Source organism: Candidatus Poribacteria bacterium, assembly GCA_009839745.1.
In the GTDB taxonomy this organism is placed as follows: Bacteria; Poribacteria; WGA-4E; order WGA-4E; family WGA-3G; genus WGA-3G.
Genome location: VXPE01000115.1, coordinates 8,998 through 23,674, shown reverse-complemented (window position 1 = coordinate 23,674; position 14,677 = coordinate 8,998). Strand labels below are relative to the sequence as shown.

14 protein-coding genes are annotated in these 14,677 nt (G+C 49.6%); 9 read left to right on the top strand and 5 right to left on the bottom strand.

The genetic code is table 11. The features are described 5' to 3' along the window. The 8 genes from F4X88_18195 to F4X88_18160 form a co-directional block, all read left to right on the top strand. Positions 1-1,357, top strand: a 1,357-nt coding sequence (locus F4X88_18195) for a serpin family protein (protein MYA58219.1), incomplete at its 5' end; no start/stop codon positions are given. 40 nt (positions 1,358-1,397) lie between these two features. Next, positions 1,398-4,226, top strand: coding sequence for a T9SS type A sorting domain-containing protein (locus F4X88_18190; protein MYA58218.1), 2,829 nt, complete (start codon positions 1,398-1,400; stop codon positions 4,224-4,226). A gap of 132 nt (positions 4,227-4,358) precedes the next feature. Continuing rightward, a complete protein-coding gene (locus F4X88_18185; protein MYA58217.1) occupies positions 4,359-4,814 on the top strand; it encodes a hypothetical protein in 456 nt (151 codons plus the stop codon). 38 nt (positions 4,815-4,852) lie between these two features. Then, the gene (locus F4X88_18180) at positions 4,853-5,893 is read left to right on the top strand and encodes an MtaA/CmuA family methyltransferase (protein MYA58216.1); all 1,041 of its coding nucleotides are present in this window, start codon (positions 4,853-4,855) and stop codon (positions 5,891-5,893) included. A gap of 165 nt (positions 5,894-6,058) precedes the next feature. After that, on the top strand, positions 6,059-6,424 hold the full coding sequence (locus tag F4X88_18175) for a hypothetical protein (protein MYA58215.1): 366 nt from the start codon (positions 6,059-6,061) through the stop codon (positions 6,422-6,424). Between the two features lie 15 nt (positions 6,425-6,439). Then, a complete protein-coding gene (locus F4X88_18170) occupies positions 6,440-6,679 on the top strand; it encodes a hypothetical protein (GenBank protein MYA58214.1) in 240 nt (79 codons plus the stop codon). Next, complete coding sequence (locus F4X88_18165) at positions 6,676-8,277, top strand: hypothetical protein (protein ID MYA58213.1); 1,602 nt, start codon at positions 6,676-6,678, stop codon at positions 8,275-8,277. Before F4X88_18170 ends, F4X88_18165 begins: the two co-directional genes overlap by 4 nt. 15 nt (positions 8,278-8,292) lie before the next feature. Then, positions 8,293-8,511, top strand: coding sequence for a hypothetical protein (locus F4X88_18160; GenBank protein ID MYA58212.1), 219 nt, complete (start codon positions 8,293-8,295; stop codon positions 8,509-8,511). A gap of 110 nt (positions 8,512-8,621) precedes the next feature. On the opposite strand, the gene F4X88_18155 is transcribed toward F4X88_18160, so the two are convergent. The 3 genes from F4X88_18155 to F4X88_18145 form a co-directional block, all read right to left on the bottom strand. Then, positions 8,622-10,523, bottom strand: a complete 1,902-nt coding sequence (locus F4X88_18155; protein ID MYA58211.1) for a VWA domain-containing protein — start codon at positions 10,521-10,523, stop codon at positions 8,622-8,624. A 37-nt stretch (positions 10,524-10,560) separates the two neighbouring features. Next, on the bottom strand, positions 10,561-10,953 hold the full coding sequence (locus F4X88_18150; protein ID MYA58210.1) for a hypothetical protein: 393 nt from the start codon (positions 10,951-10,953) through the stop codon (positions 10,561-10,563). A 69-nt stretch (positions 10,954-11,022) separates the two neighbouring features. Then, a complete protein-coding gene (locus F4X88_18145) occupies positions 11,023-11,799 on the bottom strand; it encodes a LamG domain-containing protein (GenBank protein MYA58209.1) in 777 nt (258 codons plus the stop codon). A gap of 110 nt (positions 11,800-11,909) precedes the next feature. Here F4X88_18145 and F4X88_18140 point away from each other — a divergent pair, with 110 nt between their 5' ends. Continuing rightward, the gene (locus tag F4X88_18140) at positions 11,910-12,749 is read left to right on the top strand and encodes an undecaprenyl-diphosphate phosphatase (protein ID MYA58208.1); all 840 of its coding nucleotides are present in this window, start codon (positions 11,910-11,912) and stop codon (positions 12,747-12,749) included. Here the strand turns inward: F4X88_18140 and F4X88_18135 are convergent. Together F4X88_18135 and F4X88_18130 are read right to left on the bottom strand one after the other, a co-directional pair. Continuing rightward, a complete protein-coding gene (locus F4X88_18135; GenBank protein MYA58207.1) occupies positions 12,698-13,408 on the bottom strand; it encodes a class I SAM-dependent methyltransferase in 711 nt (236 codons plus the stop codon). The two genes, F4X88_18140 and F4X88_18135, sit on opposite strands and share 52 nt — an antisense overlap. A 3-nt stretch (positions 13,409-13,411) precedes the next feature. Further along, positions 13,412-14,485, bottom strand: coding sequence for a glycosyltransferase family 4 protein (locus F4X88_18130; GenBank protein MYA58206.1), 1,074 nt, complete (start codon positions 14,483-14,485; stop codon positions 13,412-13,414). Positions 14,486-14,677 lie beyond the last annotated feature (192 nt).

Genomic DNA, 14,677 nt, shown 5'->3' with positions numbered 1-14,677 from the left:
CAAAAGGGTTCTCTTTCTTCAAAAAATTCAGAAATTAATTATCAAACTCACGTTGAATAGAAAACAGATAGTTATCACGCTTTCCCTCGGACTCATGGGCATGATTTTACTCATGTCCGTTGGGTGCGATAGGTTTGACCTTGGCATGATTGATAACAACCGAGACGAACTTGACACTGTGGATCCGAACCTCGTTAGAGCCAATACGATGTTTGGATTTAAGTTGCTCAATGAACTCCGAAAAATCGAGCAGAATAATAATACACTTATCTCGCCCTTCAGCCTCTCTGTCGCACTCGCCATGGCACGCAACGGCGCAGGGGGTGAAACCGAACAAGCAATAGTATCTGCGTTGCAACTGCAAGCATTAGCTCCCGAGTCAATCAATGCCAACTATGTATACTTGCAAAGAGCCCTTCAGGCACCTGATTCAAAGGTGACATTGGAGATTGCAAACGCCTTTTGGGCTGCCGACGATATTGAGTTCGATCCCGGTTTTCTGGATCGAAATAATCAATTCTTGGATACAGAAATCGCAACACTCGATTTCACAGAGCCGAGGAATGTTGAAACCATCAACGACAGCATAAATACCAACACTAACGGGGCGATTCCAAGTGTTGTTGAGGCAATCGACCCTCAAACGATAGCGTGTCTGATTAGCGGGATTTATTTTAAGGGAAATTGGCAAGAAGAATTCGACACATCGCGGACACTGGACGAACCCTTCACTCTCGTGAACGGCGATAAAAAACAGATCCCAATGATGCGCCGCACAGACTGGTACCCATATTATGCAGGCGATCAGTTTCAAGCAGTCAGCCTTCCTTACGAGGATGGTCAAATGGGTATGTATATCTTCTTGCCGAATCGGGACACCGATCTCAACACCTTCTTAGACCGTTTGAACGTCGAAAATTGGGAGGGTTGGATGCAGCTATTCTCCCAAAGGGAGGTGTCGCTCGTCATGCCCACATTCAAGCTACAATATTCAGCAGAGCTGAAGGCGGCATTAGAGCAACTCGCTATGGGTATTGCATTTGACGAAGATCGCGCCGATTTCAGTCGCATGACGGCTTCATCGGTGCCGGTGTTTATTAGTTATCTGACGCATACGGCAGTCGTTGAAGTCAATGAAGAGGGCACTGAAGCCTCCACGGGGAGTTCTGTTTTTCTCGATGTCATGCCCTTCGTAACGCTTGATGCATCCATACCGCCTATTCCATTTGTTGTAAATCGACCGTTTTTTCTTGCGATCCGAGATAATCAGACAGGAACCGTATTATTTATGGGGGCTGTTGTGGACCCAACAACAGTGAAGAAACCGCCATTCATACCGGAACCGGAGCCTTTTTAGCATGGTATCCTATATTTTCTGAAAGGTAGGTATCCGTTCCATGAGAGTCACATGTCTGACTGTATTTGTGCTCAACCTCGTTTCGATATGGTCTCCCTCCGCGAGTTTGGCTGAATACCCTCTTTATACACAAGTTGGTTTGCCGGAGGGTGCAAAGGCACGCTTCGGTCAAAGTGGATTGTATGGTGTCATCGAGCACGCCCTCCATCCGACTGATCCTTGGGTCGCGGTCGCCGGTCATATCGGCGTTTGGATATATGAGGCGAACACGCTGCAGCTTCACGACCTGTTTATACCTCCTGAAGGCACGCAGAGCTCCCACCTTATGCGAGCCAGTCCAAATAATAGGACACTTGCTATTGGATATAACAACGGCATCATAGAATTATGGGATATTCCTACTCGAGTCCGTAGGCACCTCACTGGACCTTCCGCCAGTGTCACAAGCATGCATTTCAGTCAAGATGGTAGCTTACTTGCCACTGGAAGTCTGGATGGAACCGTCCGTTTGTGGGATGTCACCACTGGGAGATTACACGACACCTTTGATGGACATTATAGTATTGGCTTTGGCCCCGACGATAGCCGCCTTGTCGTTGGACGCAAGCATCCAGACGGAAACCTCGTCACTGAAGTCCATGTGTGGAATGTCGCTACAGGTGCACTACAATATGCTTTAAATGCTTTTAATGCTGCAGATGTTCATCATATATACACCCAGCGACCCTACCTCAGTCCAGATGGCAGTACACTTGTTGTAGAGGGCGGACCCAGTGATACGGTGTATTTATGGGATATCGAGACAGGGAAACTCCGTCATACGCTTATGGATCCCGCTGCCCTCATAAAACCGAAACTTTTCAATCCAGAGGGTAACATACTGGCTACCTCGGTGAAGGATATAGTGCGTTTATGGAATGTCGACACGGGTAAACTTCAAAAGACCTTTAACACAAAAGATTTAGCCATATCAAACGCCCTATATTTCAGTGCAGATGGTAGCACACTCGTAACAGTAGATTATGAGGGTGTAGTTCAGATGTGGGATATTCTGACCGGGTCACTGCGTGGAACCGTAAAGGTATCTGGATGGATATTTGGTGTATATTTGAGTCGAGATGGCAATACACTCACTATCTGGTTGTGGGAGGGCGCCCTTCGCTGGGATATCAGCACTAAGGAAGTACACAAAGCTCTTGAATGGGAAAGGCTTCCCTCTTTCAGGGATCTCCGATTCAGCCCGGATGGTAGACTCCTCGCTATAGGTGGGAATTTCTTGAATATTTCAAATGGCATGGTGCACAGCAAACTTGAGACATCTTTTAACTTAGTCCATCATTTACGTTTTCATCCGGATGGTAAGACATGTATTGCGATAGCAGACCAAACCGTTTTATTGTCAGATGTCGATACCGGAGCCCCTCTGCACACCTTTAACACGGCCTTTCCGCCCGAGGATTATGTGAGTCTCGGTCGGACGAATAGACAACTTGGGAATATCAGTACTATAGATTTGAGTCCGGATGGCAGCACACTTGCTGTTGGGTTCAATTTTAATATTTTGGATAAGCTTCTTGATGAAGTAGGGGTTGAAGCTCCACCGGCAGTGGCACAGGGAATCCGTAGTGGATTGGGGATTTGGAACGTAGCGACGGGACAACACGAGTTGACACTTGGACAGTATACAGACGAGATTTATAGTGTATGCTATAGTCCAGGTGGTCGGATACTTGCTGTCGCGAGTAGACATTATGATCAATTCATTGATGACAGTAAATACCTCCACCCGAATATAGACCTTTGGGATACCTCTACCGGAGCATTGCTCAAAACGCTGAGATCCCCCACACCGGCACTTGATGCCATTGAAGTATATTTTAGTCCGGATGGTACCATCATCGCTGCGAGAGATAGGGACCGGACAGGCAGGAGCGGGGGCACAATTTACTTATGGAACGCCACGACCGGGGAATCCTTTTGCACGCGCCTCCACGGGGACGACCATACGGTTTTGACTTTCGCACCCGATAGCAAGACACTTGCCACCGGAGGTCGGGATGGGACCCTCCGGCTATGGGATGTCCGAACCGGCGGACTCCGCAAAACGCCTCCCGTTCCCAATGTCTTCGGCATCAGTTGCCTCAGTTTCGCACCAGATGGGAAAACACTTGCCACCGGAGGTTGGAATGGGACAGTAACCCTATGGGAAATTGATCCAATATGGGGAGGTGAACTGGTAAACGTAGACCAACGACTGACAAATGATGTGAATGGGGATCATATAATCTCTATACACGATCTTCTCATGACAGCCTCACAGCTCGGGACAGTAGGCGAAAATGGTACAGACACCAATAGTGATGGAATCGTAGATATTTTAGATGTCCTTTTGGTCGCAAGTTCCATCGGATCCTGTACTGCTTACACCCCCGAAATATACGATTACGCACGAGAAAAATTTAATGCGGCAGATGTCCAACTCTGGTTAAAGTATGCTCGACGGTTATCTACGACAGATTTTGATGTGCAGCAGGCAATTCTGGTGTTACAACAGATACTGTCAATATTAACACCGATAGAGACAGCACTCCTCCCAAATTATCCGAATCCATTCCATTCCAAGACTTATATCCCGTATCAGTTAGCCACACCCGCAGATGTTAGTGTGTCGATCCATGCTGCCAATGGAGCATTGGTTCGCGTTTTGGGACTCGAACATCAACCGACAGGCATCTATCAAAGTTTGGACCACGCCGTATACTGGGATGGAAGAAACCAACTCGGTGAACCTGTGGCAAGCGGCGTGTATTTTTACACGCTGACTGCAGGCGACTTCTCCGCGACGCGCAAGATGTTGATACGGAAGTAGACTTACCAAAATCGAATATTCCCAAAGTTCGGATATTTGTTGACAGCACACGTAAATATCAGGTATAATTAAAAACAATGTGACACCTTGTTGGCAAGTCCTTATTCAATTTTTTACGAAGAGGATACCGAAATGAAATTCGGACTGCTTTTTTCGCTTATCTTTTTGCTCCTGAGTTCGCCAGCGTTTGGAGAACTCAGTCCTGCGGATCTGGAAAAAATCAATGCAATGTTCAAGGCATCCGAAGCACGTATGAAGGAATACGTCACACAGGAAATCGCGAAGGTCAATGTCAAGATTGACGAGATGGACCGACGGTTGACAAGTGAGATGAGATCTATAGAAAAACGCTTTGATACTCGTTTTGACGATACAAACAAACACTTAGACGATACAAACAAACGCTTAGACAACCAATTTTTGCTGCTTCTGGCATTGATAGGGTTCATCGGTGTTGTTATTGGTATTCCTCAGATACTTGTCGCTCTGCAACGCAAGAACCAACGCGCACAGGATGAGAAAATTGAAGCACAACAGGAGCAAATCGAGATACTCATCAAAGAAATAGAGACCCTCAAACAACATTAGATGCGATAAACGCTCAGGGAAATTGAAGGAATTCAAGGATGCACAACCAAACTGTTAAATCGATGACGGGCCGTGAACGGGTGCTTGCCGCGCTTCGCAACGAACCCACCGATCGAACGCCTATCTGTAATCCGACTTCTGTCGCTACGGTCGAACTGATGGATCTCGTAGATGCCCCCTTCCCACAGGCAAATCGAGAACCGGAACTCATGGCACGGCTCGCTGCTACGGGATACACCGAACTCGGGTTCGATACCATCATGCCCGTTTTCACGATCATCCAAGAATCCAGCGCACTCGGTTGCCAAATTCAGTGGGAACAGAAGGATAACTGGCCCACCGTTAGAATGCGAGAACCGATCTGGGAAGATGTCGATGATATCGTTGTCCCGAACGACTTTTTGACACATCCAGACACCCAGTGCGTCTTGGAAGCGATCAAAATCCTGAAGAAAGAATACGGGGATGATGTCGCTGTCATCGGGAAAACGATGGGACCCTGGTCGCTCGGCTACCACTGCTTTGGGGTTGAACCTTTCTTGTTGCTCTCGCTTGACGATCCGGGTAAAACCAAACTCGCGCTTGATCGGATGAAGGAAGCCACTGTGCAATTCGGCATCGCACAAATCGAGGCGGGTGCCGATGCCCTTACGCTCCCGGACCACGCCACAGGCGATCTCGTGAGTGGTGAATACTACCAACGCTACCTTCGGGACCTTCACATCGAATTCGTTGAACGTCTCCCTATCCCTTTAATCCTGCACATCTGTGGACGCACGGTTGACAGAATGGAATACATCGCACAGACCGGTATGTCCGCCTTCCACTTCGATTCCAAAAACGAACCGCAGGAATCCATGGACATCATGAAAGAACGCATCGCGCTCGTCGGCAATATTAACAACCCTGAAACGCTGTTTTCTAAAGAACCGGAAGACGTTAAAGCGGAAGTCGTGAAAAACCTTGAGGCAGGCGTGCCACTCATCGGCCCGGAGTGTGCGATCCCACTTCAGACAACCATCGAAAACCTCCAAGCGATTCCCGAAGCCGTCCAAGAATGGCACAAGGCACAGGTATAAAACAGTTGTCAGTTATCAGTTGTCAGTTAAGAGGTGTTTTTAGAAGAAAGAGTGTCTCTTAAAATAGTCGCAAAACCCGTAGTCGTAATGAAATGGAGAGCGGATATAAGGAACGCACGTCAAAGTTCAAACGTACGCTGTTCCTCCGCAAGGTAAATTTAAAAAATGAAAAAAATTACGGTCTTACTGCTAACGACCTGTTTAATCCTGACCAACTTTTTAACGACAGGCTATACACAAGAGACGGATCTTGAACACCTACAGGCATCCGATGTCAATGTCGATGGCGTGGTAAACATTCTTGATCTGACGCTCGTCGCTACAAACTTCGGCACGACACTCGCCGCAGATCAGACCCTTAACATAGACGTCAACAGGGACGGCACCGTTAATATCCTCGATTTGACGCGCGTCGCGAGCCATTTGGGTAGTAGGTCGGGTATCCCGTTTGAAGTCACAGACCCAACCTTTGACGATATTGTCTTGGGTTCCGAACTGCCGATTGTGGTAGAATTTAAAGACGATACCTGACCCTTCTGTATATTGATGCGACCGGTGGTCGCAGAAGTGGCATTGGAATATCGAGAGGTCTTCAGTTTCGTCAAGTTGGATGTAAGGACGCAACCCGAGAAAACGACTGAATATCGCATCCGGGCAACGCCCACCTATATCGTATTCAGAGACGGAGAGATTGTCCAAGGCTTCGCTGGTGCAATGCCTAAGGCTGAATTGGTGCAACGCATCCTTGGCATCTTAGAGATTGAAGAAACTAAGGAGAAAAAATGAGAAAAATAACCTTTTTATTCTTAACGACCTGTTTGATTCTCACGCATTTAACCGTAGGCTATACACAAGAGACCGATCTCGAAACGTTAAGAGCCTCCGATGTTAACGCCGATGGCGTGATAAACATCCTCGATCTGACGCTTGTCGCCGCACATCTCGGCACGACACCCACCGCAGATCAGACACCGAACCCGGATGTCAACGGAGACGGCACCGTCAATATCCTCGATTTGACCCGCGTCGCGAGCCACGTAGGTAAAACCGTCCCTCCACCTGTGATATTCGTGAGTGCAAACCCAGCAATCGGTTCACAGTTGACGCTGAACGATACCATCACGCTTACTTTTGATAACATGCCAGACGATGTTACAGTGAACGCAGGTACCGCTACGGTCACCGACAAAACTGTGAAAATCACGGGTCCTTTTAATGCGGGTCGGCTTACGTTAACGATTACTTGGACAGACGGCACCCAAACGCTCGATTATACCATCAGAACCCCTGCGGCGTTCCTGAGTGCGAACCCAGCAGCTAACGCGAAACTGACTGTGGACGATACTATCACCCTTACCTTTGACAACCCTCCAGAAGATGTCACTGTGAGTACGGGTGTCCCTACAGTCGCTGACAAAACCGTGTCAATCATGGGTCCCTTCGACCCAGGGGCACTCGCACTGACAATCATTTGGGCGGATGGTACTCAGACGCTCAACTATACCATTAGAACTCCCGCAGCGTTCGTTCGCGCAAACCCAGCGGCACAATCGCAAATTGATGTCGATGATACCATTACCCTTACCTTTGACAACCCACCAGAGGACGTTACAGTAAGCACAGGTGTCGCTACAGTCGCTGACAAAACCGTGGAAATCGCGGGTCCTTTTGACGCAGGGGCACTCGCCTTGACAGTCACCTGGGCAGATGGCACCCAGACGCTCAACTATACCATCAGAACCCCTGCCGCGTTTGTGAGGGCAAACCCAGCGGTCCGATCGCACATTGATGTCAACGATACCATTACCCTTACCTTTGACAATCCACCAGAGGACGTTACAGTCAACACAGGAACGACGAGAATCACGGGCAAGCGGGTGCGAATCACGGGTCCTTTTGACGCAGGCAGACTCGCTTTGACTGTCGTTTGGGCAGATGGCACCCAAACGCTCAACTATACCGTTCGTGCCCCGGATACCGAAGCCCCCAAGATTACCAGCGGAAGCGTTAACAACGGCGACAAGGACGTTGACCCTGAGGCACTTAACACCCGTGGACAGCTCGAGGTTACTTTCAACGAAACCGTAACCGGCACCATCGCACTGCGAACCGCCGCGGGTGTTGATGCGGGTTGGATCGGCAAAGTTTCAGGTAAGAAAGGGACGCTTGAGTTGGTTAGAGGGAAGGAGCTCGACAACGCAATCACCTATGTTATTGCGGGGAAAGTCAGTGATGCGGCTGGCAATTCGACGGATATCAACATCCGGTTTACCACTGCCCCTAAGACCTCCGGCATTCCATTTTCAGTCACAGATGCGACGTTCAACTCCCTCGTGCTGAACTCAGAAATACCGGTCGTGGTTGAGTTTGTAAAAGACGGCTGACCGTTCTGTAAAAGAATGGCGCCAGTTGTCGCCGAAATTGCTTTAGAGAACCGGAACACGTTTGCTGTCGCGAAAATGAATGTCGCGCAGAGTCGACAAACAACCGGCAAATATCAGGTTAGGGCACATCCGACTTATATCGTATTCGAAGGTGGGAAGCTTGTTGGACGCGCCGGCGGAGTGATATCGAAAGCCAAGCTGCTTCAGAGTATTCTGGGTGCGATAGATAATTAAGGGTGGTGCATAAATATGTCCCGTAGGGTTGGGGCTCCCAATCCGTCGGATGAACGGATAGGACATTCTTCATAGGGCGGATCTCTGTATCCGCCCATTTTTATTTTCTATTACAGGCTACTCCGATGGTAGAACCACCACTCCAACACGAGCAGCAGGAATGCGGCAAGCGCAAACCAACGCCATATCTCCTGTGCCATCGGTTGCAATCCGCCTTCTACATCCATTGAAGGTTCTGCAACCGACCCTGTAGGAGAAGATGACACCGCAGATTCTGTAGCATTCAGCAAATTGACTGTGAACCGCTCAAGCAACTTACCATCCGCAAAGAGGGTGTAGACCCCGATCTGATCTGTCTCGGTGTATATCGGACGCTCCACTCCAACCGTGGTTCCATTGGGTTTCTGCACATGAAGCGTGCGTCCCTCACGCGCCAACGCAACGCGCACCTCTTCACCCGTTCGGAAGGCGTGTCGGGTTCCACTTCCCTGAGACCGAAGCGGCTGCAGCGGAGCCGTTCCGACTTCAAACCACGCCAAACACTGGTAGATAAATTGCGGGACTTCCGGAATCGTTAGCGCAAAATTAGAGATTTCGGGGTTAAACGCATCAAACTCGAAAACAAGCAGTCGAGTGTCCTGCCTGCTACCGATCCATATCAACGCCCCTTTCTCCGTCTCAACAAGCGAATGCCCCCAGAGTGGCAACTCCCGATGCGTAGACTCGCTCACCCGTATCCCTTGCAGCGACACATTCTCCATGAGCGGGTGATTCCCATCCTCTGTGATAACGCGCACAGGGGTCATCTCGGTTTCGACAACTGGAGCGTCCTCTCGAATGAAGGGCAGGTTGTCACCCGGCGCGATGAAGACCAAAGCCGTTCCAGAGGCAACTTCAGCGAAATCTTCAAAAGCCTCGCGTCCAGCGAGCGTGCCACCATCGAAAATGGTGACATCCGCATCACCTGTGCCGTGATAGTCCGCCGGATCAACCAAACGTAGTTGCACGTGATCCCCATAAGATTCCAAAAGTTCGGGTAGCAACGATCTCCGATTGTCACTGACAAGCAAAATGCGCAGTGAGGGAACAGGAGATAAAAGTGCCCATGCACTGTTATCAAGCGAAAAATGGTCATCCACATCAAGGTGTGCCCTGAGAACTTTTCCCGCTAAACCGCTCGGATCCCCTGAAAACAGCACGGATTTGGTCTCACCCGCCGGAACAAACACCGTTCTGTCATCAAGCGGAACAGTTTCCACTGCCAAATGAACGTCGAATTCCCTGGGACTCTCCGTAAAATTCTGAATGCCGATGAGGACCTCGTAACGATCGGTTAACATCTCAACACTGAATCTAACAATACCGATATTCTCTGCATTTCCACCCACTCCAATTTCCTGCACCGGCAGCGGGACATCGGGTAGATTTTCAAACGTTCCACTGATAAAGACAATGTTATCTTGTTGGGAATCCGTATAGCGTGTTGCGGCATCGAACACGGGACGGAGATTACGCGGGGTATGCGTCTGAGCGATGTCCTCTATGGCTTGATGGAGTTTCGAGGTATCCGTCGTAAAAGTCTGTTGGATGTAGGTTTCAGGGGAATTCGTCACCATGAGCATCAGCCCACCACTCGTGGTAATCTCTTTAATATACTGCTGTGCTGCCCGTTTTGCGAGTGTGAGACGGGTTTCTCCCATCTCTGTGGAGGACATACCCGCGGCGTTATCAAGGATAAGGATTGCTTTGCCGGGCATGAATCCGGGTCTACGCAGTGCCGGACGCGCGACACTGCCTATCAGGAGCAACAAAAACAGCACCTGCAGCAGTGGGAGCAGTAGGTTACGGAGGCGTTGGAAAGGGATATTTGCTCTCCGGTCTTCGTCGGTGGAGAGCCAAAACATAATGCTGGGAACGAGGCGGGGGTGGCGGCGTAATTTCAGAAAGTGAAGTGCCACCACGACTGGAATAACACCGAGTAGATAAAACGCGGCAGGGTTCAGGAATTGCATTTTCGCCTCCCTGCGGACCTTTTAGCACCAAGGAATACTAAGCGTCCTCTTTCTCCTTGAGGCTCTCCAGAACCTCATCGGCTTCCAGCCTGCCAGTCTCGCCATAGTCTTGGAGGCGTTCACATTCCGCTCGGACTTTATCGTGTTCGTCAAGTTCTAAATAGAGTTTCGCTAAATTCGTGTGCATTTCCCGAAACACCCCGGGCCAATTCCGTTCGCCTTCTTTGTCCACGATACGGGTTGCATTTGTGATAGCCGTATTGACAACCTCGTCTAATTCGGCTTTTTCCTCAGTTGAGATCTGAAAATCCGCCGCTTTGCGTTTTTCGTTGTAGGCTTGTAGGTCACTGAGTGCCTTATCGCATTGATTATATGTTTTTTCGATACTCAACGCCCCTTCAAACATTCTTGATAAGAATCCTAATTTCATAGCGTCTCCGAATTAGTGTAGGGCAGAGGTGGAAGTGCCCCGCCCTACAAATTATTTTAGATTTTAGATTTAGAAACCGGTTTTCAAGTCTCCCCACGTCACCGCTAACTTATCTCGGGCTTCAACGGCAAGTACGCCTGGCACACTCAGCTCCATGGATTCTCGAACCTCGTCTTCCGTCAACGCCTTCGCATAGATAACGACTTCATCGATAATGGCGTCCTCGACTTTATGGAGGTTCGGATTCTCGCCTGCCCCGATATAAATCGCTGCCTCTTTGAACTTGGGCCACTTGAAATTTTCGGGTTGCTCACCGATAAATTTACCGTTGACATAGATTTTGCCATCTTTCCCATCGGCAACCAAAACGTAGTGGTACCACTCTTTCAATTCAAATGTGAAGTTCGCGAGACTTTTGTCGGCGTGATGTCCGGCATCCCAAAACGGGTTGAAAGCGGGGTTCACCATCGTCCGAAACTCGCAACACCCACCCGCGGCGGCTTCAATCGAGATGATCCCATCATACGAGGCGTGTTGGTTCAGGTAAAACCACGCTTCCATTGTGATCTCTGTCTTCTCCCCGATCGGAACGATAAAGTCGTTCTGTTCCATTACAACGACACCACCGTTGAGATGGATCGCTTTCTTGAATTCCCCATCGACGAGCGAACCCTTTCCAACCAATTCTGCGTCGTTTCCGTTACCAGAATCATCGGTAATTTTGTTACCACTCATTTTGTCAAAAGAGTAATAGACAAGGATGTCCTCTTCCTCGATAGCATAAGAGAGACTCACCGCAAATACACAGATCGCCGTAAGCCCCAACAGGAATAGATTTCCACGCATTCTTGTACCTCCTTAATCATTTTAATAAGAATTTTAACACATATCTGGGGCATCGTCAATGTATTATTTTTTAATTTTACCTTGCGGAGGAATAATGCTACAATAACCGCATGACATTTCTTGAAGCGATTCTTCTCGGGATTTTACAAGGTTTAACGGAATTCCTACCGGTCAGTAGTTCGGGACACCTCGTCTTGGCACAGCAATTCCTCGGACTCAAGGAGCCCCTCATCTTTTTTGATGTGATGCTTCACGTCGGCACATTAGCTGCTGTGCTCGTCGGCTATCGTGAGGCAATAGGAAGGTTGCTGATAGGTGGATTTACGACGGTCGGGGATACCCAATTTTGGCGGAAACCCAGAGCAACGCTCAATACATCCGCGGAACTCAAGTTCATATCGCTGATATTGATCGGCTCCATCCCGACCGGAATTATTGCAGTGGTGTTCAAGACGCAATTAGAGTCTTTTTTCGATGAAGTCCGCATCGTGAGCGTTATGCTCATCCTCACCGGCATCATTCTCCAACTCCCGCGACTCCGCAGAGAGAAAGAGGATAGTTCCGATACCCCCACTGCGGCATTGAAAACGTGGCACGCGCCGCTCATCGGCATCGCCCAGGGATGCGCAATTACACCCGGCATCTCCCGTTCCGGTTCGACCATCTCGTTGGCACTCTTTCTGGGGATTCCCGCCAAAACCGCCGCCGAATACTCGTTCCTCCTCTCAATTCCTGCGATCCTCGGTGCGGTCGCCCTCAAAATCCGAGACCTCGGAGACACCACAATCCCACTTCACATCGTGGGAACTGGAATGCTTGCATCGTTTATCGTCGGCTATATCGCGCTGCGGTTCCTATTGGTTCTGCTAAACCGCGGGCGCTTCTCCATCTTTTCCTATTACTGCGTTGCCTTAGGGCTGACCTCACTCTTAATCGCCTTAATCCAGTAAGTCGCAACGCAGCCGAGGACTTTTTTGTTGTAGTGCCGCATCTCTGGCACCATCCCGATCCGCTTTAAGATGTCGCAGATTTTCTTATCGTTCTGAAGTGTGTTCCGAATCCACTTCTTTCCGGTGCACCTATAAATCAGACTCGCGAGATACATCTGCAATGGCTTCAATTTGAAGCGTTTGAGATACCGAAGTGGAAACCCCACACCGTGTCCAGAGATGGCGAGCGTGCCTCCAGGTTTCAAGACCCGCGCCAGTTCCGTTAAGGCGGTTGTGTCATCAGGGACATGGGGCATAACGAGAAAACAGGTGACGAGATCAAAAGATGCGTCTGCGAAGGGTAGGATCGGAAGCGAGGCACGTAGCAAAGCAGGTTGTGCAGAAGGCGGCTCTATTAACTTCCCGATTCGAGAACGTCCAGCCGTCAGAAAAATGGCATCCACATCCACACCCACAAGGAGTTCTGGTGTATCGGTAGAGAGGGCAACCAGAAGATTCCCCGGTCCACACCCAACATCTAATACCCTTTTGCGGGTAGCATTGATGTTCAACGTATCGAGTTGATTTCGTGTTGTGCCGCGCGCTAACTCGCGGTAAGCGTTCTGGATGTAGGCACGATGCCATTCTGTCACGCGATTTCTCCTACAAGCAACAGATATTTCTTATGCCCCACACAATTGCCGATAAATCTCTTCCAATTTTTGAATAGACCCCGCACTGTCAAACTTCTGTTGAATCGTCGCGCGGGCATTCCTACCCAATTCGCTCGCAAGATCAGGCTCCGACAGCACCCGATGCAGTGCTGCCGCTAACGCCGCTGGATCCTGTGGTGGAACCCGGATACCGTTCTTTTCATCTTCTATCAGATCCACAACACCCCCCACATCCGAGGCAATGCACGGCATCCCGATCCCCATCGCTTCGATCAATGCGTTGGGTGAACTCTCGTGCAACGATGGGAGCACGAAAACATCTGCTGTCAGAAGCACAGAAAAAACATCTTCACAGAAACCCGGAAACGTCACCCACTCCGAGAGCCCGTGTGCTGCTGTGTGTGATCGGAGTTCCGTTTCCAGTTCACCCTCACCGAGAAACGTGCATCGCCAGGCGACATCTTCTCGGTCCAACATATTTAACGCCTCAATCAGATACCGATGCCCCTTTTCAGACGCGAACCGTCCGACGCTTACGATTAATTTCTCTTCGGGGTGACACGTGTGTGGCGGTGACCACGTCTCGGTGGGTAATTCCAATAGATTGGGGATGCTGACAACCTTTTTGTCTGGATACCGCTGGTGGAGATGTCGTTGGATCTGCGTCGAGTTCGTCAGCAGGACATTGGCGGCATTGTAGATGAGTTTTTCTGTAAGCCAAAGCCGAAACTTTCCGTATCTCGCGTGGTAGTCGCCGCGTTGGGAAGCGATGAACGGAATCTGTCGCCACAGTCCGCATTTACGGGAGAGTCCACAGAGGAAATTGGAATACCATAACCAGCTATGCACGATGTCGGGTTTGATAGCGTTGACGATCCCACCGAGTGCGAACGCTTTTTCGAGCAACCGTATGCGGCTACCTTTACCGGCGAGCGTTGCGATCTCGCGCACACAGGGGAGTGCTGTGAGTTCTCTGAGGCGTTCGCCTTGGGTACGGCTCAGCACAATGAACGCTTCATACTGTTCCGGTGGCAACCGATCCAACGTTTTGAGGAGTTGCGATTCGGCACCGTCCTTCGTCATAGAATCAATGACATAAAGTATTTTAATTTTACCTTGCGGGTCGGTGAGGCAGTTCGGGACATGAACCTGACTTCACGTAGATCCGCCCTCCGCTACGCTTACGGGCTACCGGTATGGAATCAATGACATAAAGAACCTTAATTTTACCTTGCGGGTCGGTGAGGCAGTTCGGGACATGAACCTGACTTCACG

Bases quoted from the DNA above. Each gene is read 5' to 3' on its own strand.
- F4X88_18140 (MYA58208.1), top strand. From the start codon at position 11,910: ATGACATTTCTTGAAGCGATTCTTCTCGGGATTTTACAAGGTTTAACG.
- F4X88_18145 (MYA58209.1), bottom strand. From the start codon at position 11,799: ATGCGTGGAAATCTATTCCTGTTGGGGCTTACGGCGATCTGTGTATTT.
- F4X88_18185 (MYA58217.1), top strand. From the start codon at position 4,359: ATGAAATTCGGACTGCTTTTTTCGCTTATCTTTTTGCTCCTGAGTTCG.
- F4X88_18190 (MYA58218.1), top strand. From the start codon at position 1,398: ATGAGAGTCACATGTCTGACTGTATTTGTGCTCAACCTCGTTTCGATA.
- F4X88_18160 (MYA58212.1), top strand. From the start codon at position 8,293: ATGGCGCCAGTTGTCGCCGAAATTGCTTTAGAGAACCGGAACACGTTT.
- F4X88_18150 (MYA58210.1), bottom strand. From the start codon at position 10,953: ATGAAATTAGGATTCTTATCAAGAATGTTTGAAGGGGCGTTGAGTATC.
- F4X88_18130 (MYA58206.1), bottom strand. From the start codon at position 14,485: ATGACGAAGGACGGTGCCGAATCGCAACTCCTCAAAACGTTGGATCGG.
- F4X88_18155 (MYA58211.1), bottom strand. From the start codon at position 10,523: ATGCAATTCCTGAACCCTGCCGCGTTTTATCTACTCGGTGTTATTCCA.
- F4X88_18180 (MYA58216.1), top strand. From the start codon at position 4,853: ATGCACAACCAAACTGTTAAATCGATGACGGGCCGTGAACGGGTGCTT.
- F4X88_18170 (MYA58214.1), top strand. From the start codon at position 6,440: ATGCGACCGGTGGTCGCAGAAGTGGCATTGGAATATCGAGAGGTCTTC.
- F4X88_18165 (MYA58213.1), top strand. From the start codon at position 6,676: ATGAGAAAAATAACCTTTTTATTCTTAACGACCTGTTTGATTCTCACG.
- F4X88_18175 (MYA58215.1), top strand. From the start codon at position 6,059: ATGAAAAAAATTACGGTCTTACTGCTAACGACCTGTTTAATCCTGACC.